At 64.7% G+C, this 19,120-nt stretch carries 12 protein-coding genes; 9 read left to right on the plus strand and 3 right to left on the minus strand.

The genetic code is table 11. The features are described 5' to 3' along the window. Positions 1-7 precede the first annotated feature (7 nt). The 7 genes from P3T42_RS09715 (at position 8) to P3T42_RS09745 (ending at position 13,082) form a co-directional block, all read left to right on the plus strand. Entirely contained in the window at positions 8-616 is a 609-nt protein-coding gene (locus P3T42_RS09715; RefSeq protein WP_429305867.1) for a phage tail protein, read from the plus strand. A gap of 48 nt (positions 617-664) precedes the next feature. Then, positions 665-6,622, plus strand: a complete 5,958-nt coding sequence (locus P3T42_RS09720; protein ID WP_429305868.1) for a DUF4347 domain-containing protein — start codon at positions 665-667, stop codon at positions 6,620-6,622. Beyond that, positions 6,619-8,202 carry a TolC family protein gene (locus P3T42_RS09725; RefSeq protein ID WP_429305869.1) on the plus strand — a complete coding sequence of 528 codons (1,584 nt, stop codon included), beginning with the start codon at positions 6,619-6,621 and terminating at the stop codon, positions 8,200-8,202. The genes P3T42_RS09720 and P3T42_RS09725 overlap by 4 nt, the downstream gene beginning before the upstream one ends. After that, positions 8,199-9,002, plus strand: a complete 804-nt coding sequence (locus P3T42_RS09730; protein ID WP_074294637.1) for an efflux RND transporter periplasmic adaptor subunit — start codon at positions 8,199-8,201, stop codon at positions 9,000-9,002. Before P3T42_RS09725 ends, P3T42_RS09730 begins: the two co-directional genes overlap by 4 nt. A 5-nt stretch (positions 9,003-9,007) precedes the next feature. Further along, positions 9,008-10,489 carry an efflux RND transporter periplasmic adaptor subunit gene (locus tag P3T42_RS09735; protein WP_083640258.1) on the plus strand — a complete coding sequence of 494 codons (1,482 nt, stop codon included), beginning with the start codon at positions 9,008-9,010 and terminating at the stop codon, positions 10,487-10,489. Positions 10,490-10,518: 29 nt separating this feature from the next. Continuing rightward, positions 10,519-12,633 (plus strand): HlyD family efflux transporter periplasmic adaptor subunit, encoded by a 2,115-nt coding sequence (locus P3T42_RS09740; protein ID WP_429305870.1) that lies wholly within the window; start codon positions 10,519-10,521, stop codon positions 12,631-12,633. 116 nt (positions 12,634-12,749) lie between these two features. Then, positions 12,750-13,082, plus strand: coding sequence for a DUF2322 family protein (locus P3T42_RS09745; protein WP_429305871.1), 333 nt, complete (start codon positions 12,750-12,752; stop codon positions 13,080-13,082). Positions 13,083-13,108: 26 nt separating this feature from the next. Here the strand turns inward: P3T42_RS09745 and P3T42_RS09750 are convergent, their stop codons facing one another. Both P3T42_RS09750 and P3T42_RS09755 read right to left on the minus strand, forming a co-directional pair. Next, the gene (locus P3T42_RS09750; protein WP_429305872.1) at positions 13,109-14,983 is read right to left on the minus strand and encodes a hypothetical protein; all 1,875 of its coding nucleotides are present in this window, start codon (positions 14,981-14,983) and stop codon (positions 13,109-13,111) included. A 281-nt stretch (positions 14,984-15,264) separates the two neighbouring features. Beyond that, positions 15,265-16,158 carry an SDR family oxidoreductase gene (locus P3T42_RS09755; RefSeq protein WP_429305873.1) on the minus strand — a complete coding sequence of 298 codons (894 nt, stop codon included), beginning with the start codon at positions 16,156-16,158 and terminating at the stop codon, positions 15,265-15,267. A gap of 101 nt (positions 16,159-16,259) precedes the next feature. Between P3T42_RS09755 and P3T42_RS09760 the strand changes: the two genes are divergently transcribed. Further along, the gene (locus P3T42_RS09760) at positions 16,260-17,099 is read left to right on the plus strand and encodes a helix-turn-helix transcriptional regulator (RefSeq protein WP_429305874.1); all 840 of its coding nucleotides are present in this window, start codon (positions 16,260-16,262) and stop codon (positions 17,097-17,099) included. A gap of 78 nt (positions 17,100-17,177) precedes the next feature. Here P3T42_RS09760 and P3T42_RS09765 read toward each other — a convergent pair whose 3' ends face one another. Further along, entirely contained in the window at positions 17,178-18,035 is an 858-nt protein-coding gene (locus P3T42_RS09765) for an oxidoreductase (protein ID WP_429305875.1), read from the minus strand. A 117-nt stretch (positions 18,036-18,152) separates the two neighbouring features. Between P3T42_RS09765 and P3T42_RS09770 the strand changes: the two genes are divergently transcribed. After that, positions 18,153-19,106, plus strand: coding sequence for a LysR family transcriptional regulator (locus P3T42_RS09770; RefSeq protein ID WP_074294644.1), 954 nt, complete (start codon positions 18,153-18,155; stop codon positions 19,104-19,106). The last annotated feature ends 14 nt before the right edge of the window (positions 19,107-19,120 follow it).

The raw sequence follows: 19,120 nt of genomic DNA on the forward strand, positions 1-19,120 counted from the left end.
GAAATGTATGAGCGATCCGTATCTCGGCGAAATCCGCATGGTCGGTTTTAATTTCGCCCCGCAAAACTGGGCCCTCTGTCAGGGGCAACTCATGTCCATCAGCCAGAATAACGCGTTGTTCGCGCTGCTCGGCACGTTTTACGGCGGCAACGGCACGACCAACTTCGGGCTCCCGGATCTGCAAGGCCGGTCGCCGGTCGGCGTGGGTGCGGGCAATGGTCTCTCGCCGATCACGGTAGGCGAGCTCTCCGGCAACGAGAGCGTCGCGCTGACCCTCAACCAGTTGCCGTCGCACACGCATACGGCCACGGCTACCGGTGGGACGGCGAGCGCGGCGATCAGCATACCCGCCACCACCACGAACACCGGCGAAGGCGCCACGCCCGGCAACACCACGGTGCTTGGACCGATCGCGGCGGGCGGCCGTCCCGGAACGCTCTACAGCACGAGCGCGGCGAACACCACGCTGGCGCCGTTCAACGCTTCCGTGACGGGGCCGGCGCCCACCGTGACGGTCGGGCTCACCGGCGGCAGCGCGCCGGTCGCGCTGCGTAACCCGTATCTGGGCATTACTTTCATCATCGCGCTGAGCGGTGTTTTCCCGCCGCGCGGTTAAGCGCGCCCCCTAGCAGGGCCACGCGGCGGCCCGGTGGAGTGTTTCGTCATGGACTTCGTCAAGCAAATCCTGAAACGTCTGAGCGTCGAGCGGGGAGGCAGGATTCCCGTCGTCGCACCGGCGCCGCTGCTGCTCGCACTCGAGCCGCGTGTGGTCTACGACGCATCGGTCGGTGCGGTTGCGGCACATCCGCATCTGCATGGCGTCGAAGCGGACCACGCGCATCCCGCCACCACCAGTTCGGCTCCACCGAAGCCGGTGGCCGAGCACGATGTGAAGCTCGTCGGGGCGAACGGCGTGCGCGAGCAGAAGCTCGCCGACGCCAACGCGGCGCCGGCCGTATCGCATCAGGTGGTGTTTATCGATCCGAGTGTAGTCGACTATCAGGCGCTGATTGCCGGGTTGCCGGCGGGGACGCAGTACGTTGTGCTCAATGCGAACACCGACGGCTTCGCGCAGATCGAGCAGTACCTGCAGACGCACAAGGGCGTCGACGCGATTCACCTGATTTCGCACGGCACGGATGGCGAGATTCAGGCGGGCGACGTCTGGCTCGACGCCGGCGATCTGTCGAAGTACAGCGCCGAGCTCACGCAGATCGGCGCCTTGATGAAGCCGGGCGGCGACTTCCTGATCTATGGTTGCGACGTCGCGCAGAATGCGGACGGGCAGATGCTGGTGCAGGAAATTGCCGCGCTCACGCATCTGAACGTGGCCGCCTCGACCGACGCGACCGGTTCGGCCGCGGTGGGTGGCGACTGGACACTTGAGTACCAGGTCGGCACGGTGACGACGCCGGTGATTCTCTCGGCCGCGGCCGAGCAGAGCTACGACCATCTGCTCGGCGTGACGATCGAGAACTTCACCAACGCGGACGACGTCAGTTACGACTCCGGCGAGGTGCCTTCGTTTACGCTCGACGGTCTGACCTACACCTATAACACCGGCTCTACGTCCTACGATACGCAGGTGCAGGCGGATCCCAACCTGCAAGCGCTCGCCGACGAAAACAGCGGGGACCAGTCGCTCGCGTTCGATGCGCAAGGGCAGGGCGGCGTGAACTCGATCACCATCTCGATGTCGAACGGCAAGGCGTTCAACATCCAGAGCCTCGACATCGACATCGTGGCGAACGGCAACGTCGAGATCGTTCCGGACAGCAATACGGCGGGCGAAGTCACGCTGGTCTCGAATGGCGATTTCGTCACGCAGACCGTGTCGTTGTCGTCGAGCAATGCGGCGTTCGACGAGGTGCATAGCATCACGATTTCCGGTGTCGGCGGCGATCTGATTGTGAACCTCGGGCATCTGGTGTACAGCATCGATGGGCCGACCATCACGACCGACGCCGGCAGCGCCGCATTCGTCGCCGGCGACAACGTGACGTCGACGCCGGTAACGGTAGACAGCGGCGTCAGCGTGACCGACACCTCGGCGACCACCTCGGGCAGCGGCACGGTCAGCATCACCGGCGGCTTTCACAGCGGCGAAGACCAGTTGGGATTCACCAACAGCGGTCCGGGGATGGGCAATATCACCGGCTCGTACAGTGCGTCGACGGGCGTGCTGACGCTGACGTCCGCGGGCAACACGGCGACCACGGCGGAATGGCAGGCCGCGTTCGAATCGGTGACCTACACCGACACGGCGGTCACGCCCAGTCCCACGACCCGTACCATCAGCTTCAGTCTGACCGACAGCAACGGCGACGCCAGCAGCGTCGTAACCCGCACCGTCACGGTGACCGACACCGACCAGACGCCGGTACTCACCACGAGCGGCGGCAGTGTGGGCTACGTGGCGGGCGCGGCCAGCACGTCCGTGTATAGCGGCGTTAGCGTTAGCGATCGCGACAACGGCACCTTGCCGTCGGCCACCGTATCGATCACGTCCGGCTTTCAGGCGGGCGATCAGCTCGCGTTCACGAACAACGGCTCGACGATGGGCAACATCACGGGGAGCTACAACTCGGCGACCGGCGTGATGACGTTGAGCTCCGCCAGCGATACTGCGACGGCCGCGCAGTGGGACGCCGCCATTGACGCCGTGCATTTCTCCGCGCCCGACACGGCGTCTGGCACCCGCAGTGTGTCGGTGCAGATCAGCGATGGCAGCGAAAACAGCGCAGCGGTGATGGAAACCGTCAACCTGACCGCGGTGCCGCTGGTTACTACGGACGTAGGTTCGGCTGCGTTCGTCGCCGGAGACAATACGGCCTCGACGCCGGTGACGGTCGATTCCGGCTTGACCGTGTCCGACGCGGGGCACACCACGCTCGATTCGGCGACGGTCTCGATCAGCGGCAATTTCCATGCGGGCGAGGACGTGCTGAGCTTTACCAACAACGGCACGACGATGGGCGACATCAGCGGTTCGTATGACGCCGGCACGGGTGTGATGACGTTCACGGCCGCAGGGGGCGCAACCCTCGCGCAATGGCGCTCGGCGCTGGAGTCGGTGACCTACACGGATACGGCGGTGACGCCGAACAACGCGACGCGCACCATCAGTTTCACGGTCAACGACGGCACCGAGAATAGTCCGGCGGCGACGCGTACGGTGACGGTGGTCGATACCGATCAGACGCCGATCCTCACGACCTCGGGCGGCAGCACGTCCTTTACCGCGGGCAACGACACCGCTTCGACACCGGTCGTGGTGGACAGCGGCGTCACCGTGAGCGATCTGGACAACACCACGCTGGCGTCCGGGACCGTCGCGATCACCGGCAATTTCCATTCGGGCGAGGACGTGCTGGCGTTCAACAACACCAGTTCGACGTTGTACGGCAATATCACCGCCTCATACGTTTCCGGCACCGGCGTGCTCTCGCTGACCTCGGCGGGCGCCACCGCGACGCTCGCGCAATGGCAGGCAGCGCTGGAAGCGGTGACGTACACGGATACGGCGGTGACGCCGAACAACGCGACCCGCACGATCGCCTTTAGCGTCAACGACGGCACGGATAACAGCAACGTCGGCACGAAGACCGTCACGGTGACCGATGTCGACCAGACGCCGATTGTGACCACTTCGATCGGCAACACGTCGTTTACGGAAGGCGATAACACAACCTCGACGCCGGTGGCGATCGACACCGGCATCACCGTATCGGACCGGGACAACACGACGCTCTCCCTGGCCACGGTGTCGATCACGAACGGCTTCCACGGCAGCGAGGATGTGCTGGCGTTCACCAATACCAGCGCGACGCTGTACGGCAACATCAATGCCTCGTACAACGCAGGCACCGGTGTGCTGACGCTGGAGTCGTCAGGCGCTGATGCGACGATTGCCCAATGGCAGGCCGCGCTGCGCGCGGTGACCTACACCGACCTGGCGGCTACACCCAACACGGCGACCCGGACGATCAGTTTTGCCGTCAACGACGGCACGGAGACGAGTGCCGTCTCCACCAAACTCGTCACCGTGACGGACGTCGACCAGGCGCCGGTGGTCACGGCCTCGAGCGGCAGCACGGCGTTCACGGCCGGCGACAACGTGACCTCGACGCCGGTCACGGTGGACCCCGGCGTGACCGTCTCCGATGCCGACAACACGACGCTGGCCTCCGGCACTGTCGCGATCACCGGCAATTTCCATTCGGGCGAGGACGTGCTGGCGTTCAACAATACGAGCACGACGACCTTCGGCAACATCACCAGCTTGTATGATGGGACAACCGGCGTGCTGACGCTGACCTCCGTGGGCGCCACGGCGACGGTTGCGCAATGGCAGGCGGCGCTGGAGGCGGTGACGTACACGGATACGGCGCTGACGCCGAACAACGCGACCCGCACGATCAGTTTCACCGTCAACGACGGCACCGACGACAGCGCGGTCAGCACCAAGGCCGTGACGGTCACCGATGTCGATCAGACGCCGGTCTTGAGCGGGACGGGTGGCTCTGTCAGCTATCTCGACGGCAACGCGCCGCTGGCGATCGACAGCGGCATCACCGTGTCGGACCGCGGCAGCGCGACGCTGGACTCGGCGACCGTCTCGATCGCAAGCGGTATGCAGGCGGGCGACACGCTGACCCTGAACATCGACCCGGCGACGATGGGCAACCTCACCGCTTCGTACAACGCCACGACAGGTGTGTTGACGCTCAATGCATCCGGCGCACCGCTGACGCTCGCGCAATGGGACGCGGTACTGGATGCTGTGTCGTTTTCCAGCAGCAGCTATACCGCGCCGCAGGGATCACGTGTGATTTCGTTTACGGTCAACGACGGTGTGGAGAACAGTGCGGCGCTTACGCGGACCATCGACGTGGTGAATTCCACGCCGTCGGTGACGACCAGCAATACCAGCACCACCACCTTCACGGCAGGCGACAACGTTGCATCGACGCCGGTGGCGGTTGACCCAGGTATCACCGTGGCGGATCCGGAAGCAAACATCGAGACGGCGACGGTGTCGATTGCGGGTGGCTTTCACAGCGGCGAAGACGTGCTGGCATTCACCAATAACGCCGCCTCGATGGGTAACATCACGGGCACGTACGACGCATCGACGGGCGTGCTGACCCTGAGTTCGTCCGGCAGCGCCGCGAGCCTCGCGCAGTGGCAAGCGGCTTTGAGTTCGGTCACCTACGACAACAGCGCGATTACGCCGAACACGGCGCAACGCACGGTCGAGTTTGCGATTAGCGACGTCATGCAGACGAGCGCGCTCAGCAGCAAGACCATTGACGTGCAGGATACGGACCAGACACCGGTTGTCAAAACCGGCTCGGGCAACGGCCCAACCTTCATCGCGAGCGGCAGCGCGGCGACGCCGGTGACGATCGATACGGGCATCACGGTGAGCGATCGCGACAGCAGTGCGACGCTTGCGTCCGCAACCGTTTCGATCACGGGGCACTTCGTGGCGGGCAGCGACGTGCTTGCCTTTAACCCCTCGGCCGCGACGGGCGACATCACTGCAACCTACGATGCCGCCACAGGCGTCTTGACGCTCACTTCGTCTGCCGCGTCAACAACGACGCTCGCGCAATGGCAAGCGGCGCTGTCTTCCGTGACCTATGCGGACACGGCGGTGGAATCGTCAGGCGGCAGCCGCACGATCAGCTTCAGCGTCAACGACGGGCATAAAACCAGCGCGCCGGTGACGACGACGGTGAACGTGGCGGCGACGCCGCTGGTGACGACTGTCGCGCCACCTGTAACAGAAGGCCCGCATCCCGCCACGCCTTTGACGCTACCGCCGCCCTCGACGTTCAGCGAAACGGGGAGCGGAGGGCAGGCTACAACGACCACACCGCCCACCACGCAGCCTGGCGACTACGTGTCCGAGTCGCTGCCGATGTTCCCACTCGACCTCGGCGACAGCATCTCCAACCCGCTGATCGTACTCGACGCGTTTGCGCCGGCGCCCGCGCTCGGTGGCGTGCCCGCTGTCTTCACAGCGACCTTCACGAGCGACGGCGGGCACACAACCAATGTACTGAGCGACACCGGCATCTCGTCGATGGCGCCAATCCCCACCCCCGATCTCACGCCGCCATCCATCGAGTTGCCGAAGCTCGCCGTGCACGTGGCCGTGCCGCCCAGCCATGCGTTCTCAGTCTCGCTGCCGGCCATGCTGTCAGCCGCCGAGGGCCTGCCGATCGGCTCGGACGTCCACGTCGACGTGCGCCTCGCCGACGGCCGCCCGTTACCCGCGTGGCTGCATTACGACGCGGTGCGAGGCGTGCTGAGCGGCAAGGTGCCGCCGAATCAGGGCGGCTTGCGTTTCGCGATCGTCACGCACGATGCCGCGGGCCATCAGACGCGCCGCGAAGTGGCGATCGACTTCGGCGGCGCTGCGGGGCAACGCGCCGGCGAGCCGCCCGCTCACGAGCGCAGCCACGCAACCCAGCACGCGCCGCAAGCTGCCGTCCCGCTTGCCAAACCGTCGCTCGCGCAACAGTTCGCCCAGGCTCACGCGACGCTGCACGTGGCGCGTGCGACGACTGCGCCTGCACCGGCGGCGGCCCTCGCGTCGCGAGGCAACGCATGAGCCATCACGTATTCCGAACTCCAATAACTTTGAGAAAGAGAGTCGCCGAAGTGAAATCCTCGTCCGTTGCGGTGCGCCCACCGCGTCCCGCGCTGCTTGCGCTGTCGCTCGCCGTCGTTTGGCTGGCGGGCTGCTCGATCAAACCTGTGCCCTTCACCGACGCCGAACGCGTGCAGACCGCGCAGACCGACCGCACCTCGATGTTTGCCCAACAGCAGCCGGTGACCGGACCGATTACGCTCGACGAAGCGATGGCACGCGCGATCCGCTACAACCTCGACCATCGCCTCAAGATGATGGAAGAAGCGCTTGCGCAAAAGCAGCTCGACCTCTCGAACTTCGATCTGCTGCCCAAGCTCACCGCGCAAGCGGGCTATACCACACGCAATCATCCGCTCGCCTCGTCCTCGACTGATGTGTTCACCAACGAGCAGTCGCTGGCGCCGTCGTACTCCACGGACAAGAACGACCGCACCGCGGACCTCGGCTTCTCATGGAACCTGCTCGACTTCGGCGTGAGTTACTACGAAGCGAAGGAGCAGGCGGATCACGTGCTGGTGCTCGAACAACGCCGCCGCAAGGTGGTGCAACTGATGATGCAGCAGGTGCGCGAGGCCTATTGGCAGGCCACCGGCGCGCAACGATTGCGCGACCGCATTGCGCCCCTGCTGGCGCAGGCCGGCGCGGCGCTCGACGACTCGCGCCAGGCGCAGCGCGAAAATCTGCGCTCGCCGCTCGACACGCTCAACTACCAGCATGCGCTGCTCGATCTGATGCGCCAGCTCGAAGAGATTCGCGATCAGCTTGAAGAGGCCAAGCCGCGTCTCGCCTCGCTGATGAATCTCGAGCCGGGCAAGGACTACACGCTGGCGCCGCCGACCGATTTCGCCGCTCCAAGCTTCGACATGCCGATCGACCAGATGGAGGAGACGGCGCTCGAGCGTCGCCCGGAACTGGTGGAGGCGAGCTATAACGAACGTATCAGCGTCAACGAAACCCATAAGGCGATGGCCAAGCTGCTGCCGGGGATCGAACTCGATCTCGGCACGCACTACGACAGCAACAGTTTCCTCGTCTACAACGCGTGGCGGGCGGCCGGTATCAGCGTGAGCTGGAATCTCCTGAACGTGCTGAACGTGAAGAACATCCGCGGCATGGCCGATGCGCAACTGGAAGTGGCGAAGACGCAGCGGCTCGCGTTGAGCATGGCGGTGCTGACACAGGTGCACGTCGCGCGCAGCGAACTGGCGGCGAAACAACGTCAGTTCGATCTGCTCAAGCAGATGAACGACGTCGATCAGCAGATTCTGGAGCACACCCACAACGCGACCGAGGCCACTGCGCAAGGCAAGCTCGAAGAAATTCGCGCCGCGACCGGCGCGATGATGTCGGAACTGCGCCTCTATCAGAGCTACGGCGAACTCGAAAACGCCTATGGCCAGATGCTCGCGACGCTCGGCCTCGATCCGATCCCGGATACGGTCAGCGGTCACGATCTGGGCACGCTCGAGCAGTCGATCGATGAGGAGCAGCGGCGCTGGGCAGCACTGGGCAGCGCGAACGGAGGCAAGACGCAATGAAGTGGTCGCAGTATGTAGCAGGCAGTGCAGTGGCTGTTCTGTTGTGCGCGCAACCAGTGTGGAGCGCGGCGCCGTCACCGTCACCCGCGGTGATGCCCGTTGCGGTCCCGGCTTCGGCCACCACCGATCCGACCGGCGATGCTGGCCGTATCCGCATCCAGCTTGTGTCGCGCGACGAAGTGGATCTGTCGAGCGAGATCGCCGCGAAAATCGCCACCTTGCCGTTGCGCGACGGCGATGCGTTCCATGCGGGCCAGACGCTCGTTTCGCTCGACTGTTCGCTGTACGCGGCGCAGTTGCATAAGGCGCAGGCCGAAGCCGATGCCGCGCGCGACCTGTTGCAGGTCGACCAGCGTCTCGCGCAATTGCATTCGGTAGGCGACCTCGAAGTCGAGCAGGCAGCGGCCAAGCTCAAAGCCAGTGCCGCTGAAGTGGCGTATATGCAGGCCACGGTGCGCCAATGCGTGATCGTCGCGCCGTTCGACGGCCGCGTCTCGAAGCGCAGCGCCGCGCCGCAGCAGTTCGCCGAACCGGGCAAGCCGCTGTTGACGATCGTCGACACCAGCCATCTGGAACTGAAGATGATCGTGCCGTCGAAGTGGCTCGCGTGGTTGAAGCCGGGTCATCCGTTGACCGTGCAGGTCGACGAGGTCGGCAAGACCTATCCGGCGAAAGTGGCCCGGATCGGCGCACGCGTCGATCCGGTCACACAGACCGTCGACGTGACCGCGGCGCTGACCGGCAGCGTGCCGGATCTGTTGCCCGGCATGAGCGGCTGGGCCACCTTTGCGGCGCGGTGACGGGCATGCCGTCCACGCCCGCTTCACCGCCGCCGGAAGCGTCCGACCGCACCGGCCGCGCGGCGCATGCCGATGCATCGCCGAACGTGCGCATCGACGCGCAGCAACTCGCCTTGCTCTGGCAGCTTGCCAGCCGTGCGCGTGCTGCGAAGAGCGAAGCGACGCTCGGCTTTACGATCGTCAACGAAACGCTGGCGCTAGTGCCTTACCGCCAGGCCGCATGGTGGCGCGGCACCGCACCGGGTTCGGTGGCGGCGGTATCCGGTTTGCCGCAGAGCGATCCGAATGCGCCCTACGTGCAGTGGCTCGGCGCATTGTGCCGGGTGCTCGCGCGTGCGCCTGGGGTGGGGGTCGCTGACGCCACGCTTCACGAACCCGGCGATGCAAGCGTACCGCTGCCCGAGGGACCACGTCCCTTCACTGCGGCCGACCTCGGCGATGAAGGCGCCACGCATGTCGCGCAGGAGTGGCAGGCATGGTGGCCCGCGCATGGTCTTTGGCTGCCGCTGGTGGACCGCGAAGGCCGCCGGCTCGGCGGCCTGGCATTCGCGCGCGAAGCGCCGTGGACGCCCACCGAGTGTGCGCTGCTAGGCGAGCTCGCGCAGGTATGGGGTCATGCGTTCGCGGCCTTCGGTCCGCAACCGTCCTGGTTCGAACGCGCGCGTGTGCTGTTGCGGCCGGGCCGTCAGCAACGGCGCGTGCTGATCGCGCTGGCGTTGGTTTGCGTGATTCCATTGCGCTTGTCAGTGCTCGCGCCGGCCGAGGTGACGCCGAAAGATCCGTTCGTGGTGCGCGCGCCGCTCGACGGCGTGATCGACCGCCTGTACGTGCAGCCGAATCAGCCGGTGACGGCCGGCACGCCGCTCCTCGGCCTCGACGCCACCACCTTGCAGTCGCGCTACGCGCTGGCTCGCAAAGACTTCGACACCGCGCAGGAGGAGTATCGGCAGACGGCGCAACTGGCGGTCACCGAGGACCGCGACCGGCTCGATATGGCCGAGCGCAAAGGCAAGCTCGACCAGAGCGCCGTGCAGCTCGACTACACCGCCGAACAACTGGCGCGCGTGCGCGTGAGCGCAACGCGCGCAGGCGTCGCGGTGTTCGCCGATCCGAACGAATGGACCGGTAAGGCGGTGGCGGTCGGCGAAAAGATTCTGCTGCTGGCAGACCCGGCTCACGTCGAACTGACCGCCTACGTGCCGGTTGCCGATAACGTCGACGTCAAACCCGGCATGCTGCTGACGCTGTATCCGAAGAGTTCGCCGCTCGCCACTTACGACGCGCGCATCGATTCGGTCGCCTATCGCGCGGAGCCGACGCCGGATGGCGTGCTGGCGTATCGCGTGAAGGCGAGCTTCGCGGCAAGCGGCGCGCAGCCGCCGCTCGGGGCGATGGGCACAGCACGCATTCACGGCAGTTGGGTGCCGCTCGTCTACTACGTGCTGCGCCGGCCGTTGACGCTCGCGCGTCAATGGCTGGGCTGGTAGCGTCACGCGAGCGCCGCGCCGAACCCATCATGTCCCGACTACCGCCACTTCGCCAGGAACTGACGTTGACCGCCGGCGCGCCGACCCCGGAAGGCGCGCCGACGTGGATGCTGCACGATCCCGCGGCGAACCGCTTCTTCCAGCTCGGCTGGCCTGCGTTCGAAATGCTCTCGCGCTGGCCGCTCGACGACGCGCATGCGATCGTCGCGAGCGTCAACCGCGAGACGACCTTGACGATTTCGCTCGACGACATCGAGGCACTGCTGCGCATGCTGCGTCAGCAGAACCTGCTGGTCGCGACGAGCGCAAGCGACACCGAGCGGTTGGGCGCCCATGCCGAAGCCGGCCGCCTCACGCAGGCCATGTGGCTGCTCAAGCACTATCTGATGATCCGCATTCCGCTGTGGCATCCCATGCCGTTCCTGCGGCGCGCGGCGCGCTATGCCGCGTTCGCTTACCGTCCGGCGTTTTGGGCAATCGTGGCGGCGTGCGCGGCGACCGGTCTGTTTCTCGTGTCGCGCCGGTGGGACGAATTCCTGCATACGTTTCATGGTTACGCGGACCTGCAAGGCGTGGTTGCGGTGGGCGTGGCGTTAGCATGTGCGAAGGTACTGCACGAGTTCGGTCATGCGTTTACCGCGCAACGTTATGGTTGCCGCGTGCCGACCATGGGTCTGGCCTTTCTCGTGATGCTGCCCGTGCTCTACACCGACACCACCGAGGCCTGGAAAGTGCCGAGCCGCGCGAGCCGTTTGCGCATCGGTGCGGCCGGCATGCTCAGCGAGCTGGCGTTGGCCGCGTTCGCGACGCTCGCGTGGAATCTCTTGCCGGATGGCCCGCTGCGAGCGGGTGCCTTCCTGCTCGCGACCACCACCTGGATCGGCACGCTGGCGATCAATGCCAGCCCGTTCATGCGCTTCGACGGCTATTTCCTGTTGTCCGACTGGCTCAATACGCCGAACCTGCACGACCGCGCGTTTGCGCTCGGCCGCTGGTGGCTGCGTGAATGGCTATTCGGTTTCGGCGATCCGCAGCCGGAGCCGTGCTCGCCGTCGCGGCGACGCTTTCTGATCGGCTTTTCGTTTGCGACGTGGCTGTATCGGCTAGTGGTGTTTTTTTCGATCGCGCTTGTGGTGTACCACGCTTTCTTCAAGGTGTTGGGCATGGCGTTGTTTTGCGTCGAGTTCGGCTGGTTTATCGTGCGGCCGGTGTTGCGCGAAGCGGCGGCGTGCTGGCGGCGCCGCGCGCAGTTGCGCTGGCAGCGTCAGACGCGCCGCAGTGTGCTGCTTGGCGCCGTGCTGCTGGGCTTTTTTGTGCTGCCGTGGCATGCCGGTGTTAGTGCGCCCGCGGTGTTTGGACCGCAGCAGGCGCAAGGGCTGTATGCGGTCGAGGCGGGCTATCTGGCCGCCTCGCCGGCGCCGGTGCGCGACGGCCAGACGGTGCAGGCGGGGCAGGTTCTCGCCGTGCTGGTGTCGCCCGATCTCGCGTACAAGCTGAAGGCCGCGCAGGCGGACGAGGCGCTGTTGCGATGGGAAGTCGAGCAGCAACCGTTCGACGACCGCTTGCGGCAAGAAGGCGTCGCCCTGAAACGGCGTTGGGATGCTGCGCGCGAGACGGTCAACGGCTTTAGCGCCGAGATCGATCAACTGACGATTCGCGCGCCGTTTGCCGGCATCGTCGATATGGGTGACGACGATCTGGCCGCCGGCACCTGGTTGCCGCGGGGCGAGCGTCTGTTCGATGTGATCGGTCCGCATGGGGTGAAGGGCGACGCGTTCGTCGGCGAGAACGACGTGGCGCGGGTCGTGGCAGGTCAGCGCGCGAGCTTCGTGGCGAGTCTGGCGGAAATGCGCGCGGTGCAATGCCGCGTGCTGGCCGTCGACAGGGTCAACGTCGCGACGCTCGACGAGCCGTCGGTCGCGAGCGTGTATGGCGGTCCGATTGCCGCCGAGCAGGAACCGAAGACGCATCAACTGGTGCCGCTGCAGGCAATCTGGCGGGTGCGTTTTGGGGACTGCGAAGGCTCGCAGGTGTTGAGCCGCCAGTTGACCGGCACGGTGACGTTCGGCGCCGGGCGCGAGAGCTTTGCTTCGCGTGGGGTGCGGGCGCTGGTGGCGGCGGTGCAGCGGGAGGCGGGGTTTTAGGGGGGGGGGTTACGGGAGTAGGGAGGGTGGATGGCGATGGCCCGCCGCAGTCCCGCAGTCCCATCGGATAAAATACCGCCCGTCATGCCACTTCCCGAACCCACGGAGTATTTTCAGTGATTCAACCGAGCAACGTATTCAAGGACAACCTCGCCCAACTGCCTTCTATCGACGGTATCGAGCGTATCGATCTGGTCGACGGCAAGGGCGCCGTGGTGGCCAGCATCGAGAACAAGCCGGGTAAGCAGGGCTCGCTGGCGGTGTACCACTATCTGCAGCAAAGCTTCGGCACGCTCGACGCCAAGGCGGCCGAACACGGCCTCGCCGTGTTCGCCGAGCATACGGCCGACGCTCGCAATCGTCCGGGGGCCCACCCAAATGTCGACCATCTGCTCTCGATCGTGGCCGGTGGACCCGTGCTGCGCATCGAGGTTGTTGCGGCTGCCTGAGCGCGGTGCGATTCGCACGCCGGCACTCAGGGAAGTGCGGCCGCAGCATCCCTGCTGGCCAGCAACACGGCCAGGGCCGTGTTCTGGTTTGCCTTGAGTTCTTTGCTTATCTGACCAAGCGCATGCTGCTGCCGGTCGAAGAACTCACGGGGACTGCGCAAGGTCGGGTGCCGGTGGAATGCGTCGAGGAACGCCGACAGGACGGTCTTCAGGTAAAACTCCAGGTTCGCGCAGAGCAGCGTCGCATCGACCACACGCTGCGCGCTGTGCACGATATCGCAGCGTGCCCGGTAGATTCTCTGGACGTGCCAGCGTAGCCGCCTTTCGTGATTGTTCAGCGCATCGGCGACTTTCTGGTGGGTTGAAATCATGGCGAGGAATCGCCGCGTTCGGAACCAGATGAAAGGACGCGCCTTGCACGCATCTTCGACCGCGCGCCTCATGGCACCGTCCTGCAGGAGGGCATGAAACGACGATAAGCCCATGCTACCCAGTTCCAGCGGCTCGTTCGCGGCGTTGCGCAGATCGATCTTGAGATCGACCAGCGCCGAGCGTAGCGCCACAAGGTGCTTGGGGAGATAGGACATGGCCACGGTTGGCGCCAGCGAGTTTTCAACACCGTCGCCGATGCCGCCACCACCACCGCCAATACCCTTGACCAGGAATTCTACGGCCGTCCACCAGTTGACCAGCTTGTTCTCGAAATTAGACGTCTCGGCACCCACCCGATACAGCCTGAATGTCGAATAGATGCGATCTTTTGCGTCCGCGGAAAGCGTTCCGCTGCCGACCAGTTCCTGCAGGCGGCGCATGAACTCCTCCAACTGCTCAGCGGTAAGAGACGAATCCGGATTCGGAACCGTGCCGGGTAGCGGCAGCAGCATGTGCCTGTCCGCCTTCGCCAACAGGAAACTGTTAGAGAGTTGGACGTTCTTCCGCTCATAGTCGTAGCGGACCACGTCGAGGACCTGACCGATCCGGTCCCCTGCGAGCGAACCCGCCATGCGGCCGTCCTGCGCGTGCGCAGTCGTTGTAGCGAACAGCCGTCCGCCGCGAACCGACGCATAGCGACGGACATAGTTGCTCGATTTCGGCCCGATCTCCGGGGGCTGCGTGCTGAATTCAATGTCACCCACGCGCGCGGGGAAGTGATCGGGCTTGCTGACGTTACTGATCGAAAACGTCACCGTGTAGGGCTTCGGCTGTGCCCCAAGGCGCTGGAACACCTCGTCAAGCGCTTTGCTGAATACGTATGCCGATGGTTCTGCCGCCTTCTCAACGGTGGGCAGCAACATGAGGCGATACAGCATGAAGAGCGATTCAAAACTCCAGCCCCGATTAATCAGTGTACTCAACAACGTTGATGTCACGTTTTCGATTTCGCCGAGTTTTGTCTCGATGTTTTCAAGTTCAGCAGGGTCGCCCTGCACGGATAGCTCACGCTCCAGCCATGACACGCAACGGGCGATGAAATGGTCGTCGAGCGCCTTTTCCAGTTCTCTTCCAAAGGCGTCGATCAGCGAATGATGTTTGCCAAGTGCGGCGCCCCAAGCCTTCAGCACCTTCGACTCATCTGCGTCCTGACTGTTTTGCTTTGGTTTTGCTTCCGTCAGAATGGAAACGAGGTGGCTGGCCGACGCGCGAAATGCATCGTCCGACATGATGATGCGGTCGGTGAGGATTTCTACCGCCTCGGCCGTCACCCTGCCGACATCGCTTTCGTTTGCATGCCCACCGTCGACCATGCGGAGCAGTTCACGTACGATGTTCAACGGGTTCATTGCGCGCACACGAAACGCATCCAGCGACGCCTCATGGACGAGGTTAAACCAGCACTCGCAAAAGAAGTGTTGACGTGCTGTCAGGCCATGCTGCTGCACGATCCGCTGATCAATTCGCATCGACTTGCCGCCAGGAAGGAAAGAAGTTATTCTAGCGGCTCAGTCGGCTGATGATAGCTGGCAACGAAAAAAAGGGGTCAGGGCTTGTTGGCCTGGACGTGTTCCGCAGCATTCTCCGCCCCGCCTATGTAACGGTCCGCTCAACGAGCGGACCGTTTTTTTTTGTGGTCGGAATGGTGGACGGAGGAGTCCTCTGTAAAAGCGCTCTTAACCGAGAGGGCTCAGACGAGGGCTCTCGCTACGAAACCTTTTCGCAGCGCGTGGATCCGCAAGGCGTCGTCTCACGAACCCACGTAATACCCAGGCTGGTCGATATCGTCCAGAAGCCCGGGACCGGTCGGCCGCCAACCCAGCGCGTCGCGCGTCCATTGACTGGAGGCCGGCACGTCCATGGTCGTGAATATGCCGAACCAGCCGAAGTGTTCGTGCACCTCCTCGGGCCGCTTGCTCACCACCGGCAAATTCAGGCGATGCCCGATCACGGTGGCGATCTCCTTGAACGGCACGCCCTGTTCGCCGACCGCGTGATAGCGGGCACCCGTGGTGCCCTTTTCAAGCGCCAGCCGGTAGACCGCTGCAGCATCGAAGCGATGAACGCCAGGCCAGCGGTTTAGTCCGTCACCCACATAGGCCGACACGCCTTTCTCGCGCGCGATGGCAATGAGCCTCGGAATGAAGCCGTGGTCGCCCTCGCCGTGCACCGAAGGAGCGAGGCGTACCGCGCAGGTACGCAAGCCGCGCGCCGCCAGTTCGGTCGCGGCCACTTCCGGATCGCGCGGAAACGCGGGGTTGGGCGCACGCACATCTTCCTCGTACGCGAGACGGCCCGGCGCCAGCAGCGCGACGCCGGAGGTGACGATCAGCGGCCGCTCGGAGCCTTCGAGCGCGGCGCCTATGGCATCGAGTGCGCGCCGTTCCGTCGCGCTGTTTTCGGCGAACTTCGTGAAATCGTGGTTGAAAGCCGTATGGATGACGCCGTCCACCGCGAGCACGCCGCGGCGCAGGCTGTCGAGCTCTTCGAGCGAACCGCGCTGGACATCCGCACCTGCCGCGGCAAGCGCGGCGGCTCCCGCATCCGAGCGCGCCAGACCGAGCACCTGGTGCCCCGCACCGATCAGTTCCTTGACGACCGCAGTGCCGACGAAGCCGGTTGCGCCAGTAACGAATACACGCATGCAAACCTCCAGATCAACGATGAATGGAGGCGACTCTGGGCGCATAATCTATCAGGGTAAAGTAGTGACGTTACACGGGTATACCGACTAACAGGATCAGCATGCCGGCCGCCAACGACAATCCGCTTGGAACCTACCTCAAGGACCGCCGCACGAAACTGGACCCTGCCGCTTTCGGCATTGAGTTGACGCGCCGGCGCACACCCGGGCTGCGGCGTGAGGAAGTGGCGCAGCGCGCCAACGTCAGCGCGACCTGGTACACGTGGCTCGAACAGGGCCGCGGCGGGGCGCCTTCGGCTGACGTACTGGAGCGCATCGCCCGCGCTTTGATGCTGACGGATGTCGAGCGCGAGCATCTGTTCCTGCTGGGTCTCGGCCGGCCGCCGGACGTCCGCTACCAGGCAAGCGAAGGCGTGTCGCCACGGCTGCAGCGCGTGCTCGATGCGTTGGCGTTCAGCCCGGCCGTCGTGAAGACCGCTACGTGGGATGTCGTGGCCTGGAATCGCGCGGCCGCCGCCGTGCTGACCGACTACGGCGCGCTGCCGCCGTCGCAACGCAACGCCTTGCGCATGGTGTTCTGCGACCCTCGCGTGCGCGCCGCGCAGCCCGATTGGGAGCACGCTGCGCGCTTCGTGGTGGGGGCGTTCCGGGTGGATGTCGCGCGCGCCGGGGCTTCGAGTCAGGTCGCCGAGCTGGTCGACGAACTGTCCGCGTTGAGCCCCGAGTTCGCGGCGCTGTGGCGCGACAATGATGTCCGTGCTCACGGCGAGGGCGTCAAGCATCTGCGGCATCCGATCGTTGGGTCGATCGCATTCGAGTATTCGAACTTCGCCGTCGACGGCCGGCCCGATCTCAGCCTGGTGATCTACAACCCGGCCACGCCGGCCGATGTCGCGCTGGTCCGATCGTTGACTGAAACCCGGGCCGTCGCGTTGGGGTGATTCGCCCCGTCGTCCCTTTGGGCGCCTTCACCGCCTGCCAAGGCAAGCGCAACGGCAAGCAAGCGCAATGACAACGGCTCAGACAGGAAAATCCGTGGACGCCGACAACGCCTTCCACGTTTCCGTCTCCTGCGTGACGTAGGCATTCTTGTCGGCGATCGCCTTCAGCGTATCGGTGCCCAGCGGCAAACGCAGCGGCGGGGTGGGGGCGTCGACCAGTTCGAGCATGGCTTGCGCCAGCTTCTCGGGATTGCCCGGCTGGTTGTGGTTCATCTCGACCGCTCTGCGGCGCACGTTACCCGAGGTCGCGTCGTAGTCCGCGATGATTTCCTTGGCGACCATCAGCGAAGACGCGTCGAGGAAGTCCGTGCGGAAGTATCCCGGCTCCACCACCGTTGCATGGATACCGAGCGGCGCCAGTTCCCCGCGCAATGCCTCAGTCAAACCTTCCACCGCAAACTTCGTGGAACTGTAGGCGCCGAATCCGGCGGCTGCCCGATACCCCCCGATCGACGACATGTTGATCACGTGACCGGCTCGCTGCGAACGCAGCGTCGGCAACACGGCGCGCGTGATATTCAGGAGACCGAAGACGTTGGTGTCGTACATGCGGCGCACGTCGGCGTCGCTGGATTCCTCGATGGCGCCCAGCAAGCCGAAGCCCGCGTTGTTCACCAGCACATCGATCCGGCCAAATTTTTCGAGTGCGGCTTGCACCGCGGCCTTCGCCTGGGCTTCGTCCGTCACATCCAGTGCCACGGGCAACAACGCCGGCGAATTGCCGAGACGCTCCGCGATCGCCGCGACGTTGCGACCGGCCGCGACCACCGCATTGCCGTCGGCGAGCGCCGCCTCGGCGATCAGCGCGCCCAGACCGCGCGATGCGCCGGTGATGAACCAGACCCGTTTGAAACCATTTTTCGTGACATCGACCATGATGTTGCTCCTGCGCTTGGGGTGGAAGTGAACGAATGATAGAAGCCAGGATTGACACAAACTAGGCGTCGATTGGTAGACTGATAATCAACTTTTATTTGCGAATCCGAGGCGGTCATGAACGAAGTTCGCGCGATTACGATATTCGTCCGGGCCGCGACGCTGGGAAGCCTGCGCAAGGCCGCGGTGGATCAGGGCATCTCACCGCAGGCGGCGAGCCACGCGGTGATGCAACTGGAGAAGGAACTGGGCGTCCGGTTATTCCACCGGACCACGCGCAAGCTGAGTCTGACGGAGGAGGGGCAGCGTTTGCTAGATAATGTGCAGCCCGCATTGGCTACGCTTTCTTTCGCGCTCGACGACGCGCGCCGCTCGAAAGAGGAGATCGCGGGGCCGCTGCGAGTGAACGCGCCGAGGGCCATGAGCCGCTCGTTGCTGTGGCCATTCTTCCTGGAGTTCTCGGCCTTGCATCCGAACGTGCACCTTGATGTGCAGTTCGACGATCACTTTACGGATCTGGTCGGCGAGCGCGCCGATGTCGGTTTTCGCGGCGGTTCGCCGCCCTCGGGCGGCACGATTGCACGCAAGCTGTTGCCGATTCAACTGATCGTCTGTGCGTCGCCGGCCTATATCGAGCGCCATGGCGCGCCGCAAACCATCGAGGAACTGGATGGGCACCGCTGCACGGGGTACCGGCGCGCGAATACGGGCAAGCAGGCGCCGTGGGAGTTTCTCATCGGCGACGAAATCGTCTATCGCGACATGGCGACAACCCTTTGCATCAACGACACCGATGCCGAGACCGAAGCCGTGCTCGCCGGACTCGCGGTCGGTCAACTGGGAAGCTTCTCGGCGACTTCGCCTATCCGCAGCGGCCGGCTTGTGCCGTTGCTGCTCCAGCATGTCACGCAGCGTGAGGGTTTTTATATCTACTATCGGCATCGCACCGAGCAGCCGCTGCGGGTGAGGACGTTCATCGACTTCATGGTGGCGCGTATCGCGGACAACCGGAGTTTCTTTTTCGAGCCGTCGGAGCTTCGTGCGGCAGGCGGCGTGCGTCGGGTTCGATGAATCTCCCGGACCGT

Source organism: Paraburkholderia sp. GAS38, assembly GCF_050434965.1.
In the GTDB taxonomy this organism is placed as follows: domain Bacteria; phylum Pseudomonadota; class Gammaproteobacteria; order Burkholderiales; family Burkholderiaceae; genus Paraburkholderia; species Paraburkholderia phenazinium_A.

Bases quoted from the DNA above. Each gene is read 5' to 3' on its own strand.
- P3T42_RS09715 (WP_429305867.1), top strand. From the start codon at position 8: ATGAGCGATCCGTATCTCGGCGAAATCCGCATGGTCGGTTTTAATTTC.
- P3T42_RS09720 (WP_429305868.1), top strand. From the start codon at position 665: ATGGACTTCGTCAAGCAAATCCTGAAACGTCTGAGCGTCGAGCGGGGA.
- P3T42_RS09725 (WP_429305869.1), top strand. From the start codon at position 6,619: ATGAGCCATCACGTATTCCGAACTCCAATAACTTTGAGAAAGAGAGTC.
- P3T42_RS09730 (WP_074294637.1), top strand. From the start codon at position 8,199: ATGAAGTGGTCGCAGTATGTAGCAGGCAGTGCAGTGGCTGTTCTGTTG.
- P3T42_RS09735 (WP_083640258.1), top strand. From the start codon at position 9,008: ATGCCGTCCACGCCCGCTTCACCGCCGCCGGAAGCGTCCGACCGCACC.
- P3T42_RS09740 (WP_429305870.1), top strand. From the start codon at position 10,519: ATGTCCCGACTACCGCCACTTCGCCAGGAACTGACGTTGACCGCCGGC.
- P3T42_RS09750 (WP_429305872.1), bottom strand. From the start codon at position 14,983: ATGCGAATTGATCAGCGGATCGTGCAGCAGCATGGCCTGACAGCACGT.
- P3T42_RS09755 (WP_429305873.1), bottom strand. From the start codon at position 16,158: ATGCGTGTATTCGTTACTGGCGCAACCGGCTTCGTCGGCACTGCGGTC.
- P3T42_RS09760 (WP_429305874.1), top strand. From the start codon at position 16,260: ATGCCGGCCGCCAACGACAATCCGCTTGGAACCTACCTCAAGGACCGC.
- P3T42_RS09765 (WP_429305875.1), bottom strand. From the start codon at position 18,035: ATGGTCGATGTCACGAAAAATGGTTTCAAACGGGTCTGGTTCATCACC.
- P3T42_RS09770 (WP_074294644.1), top strand. From the start codon at position 18,153: ATGAACGAAGTTCGCGCGATTACGATATTCGTCCGGGCCGCGACGCTG.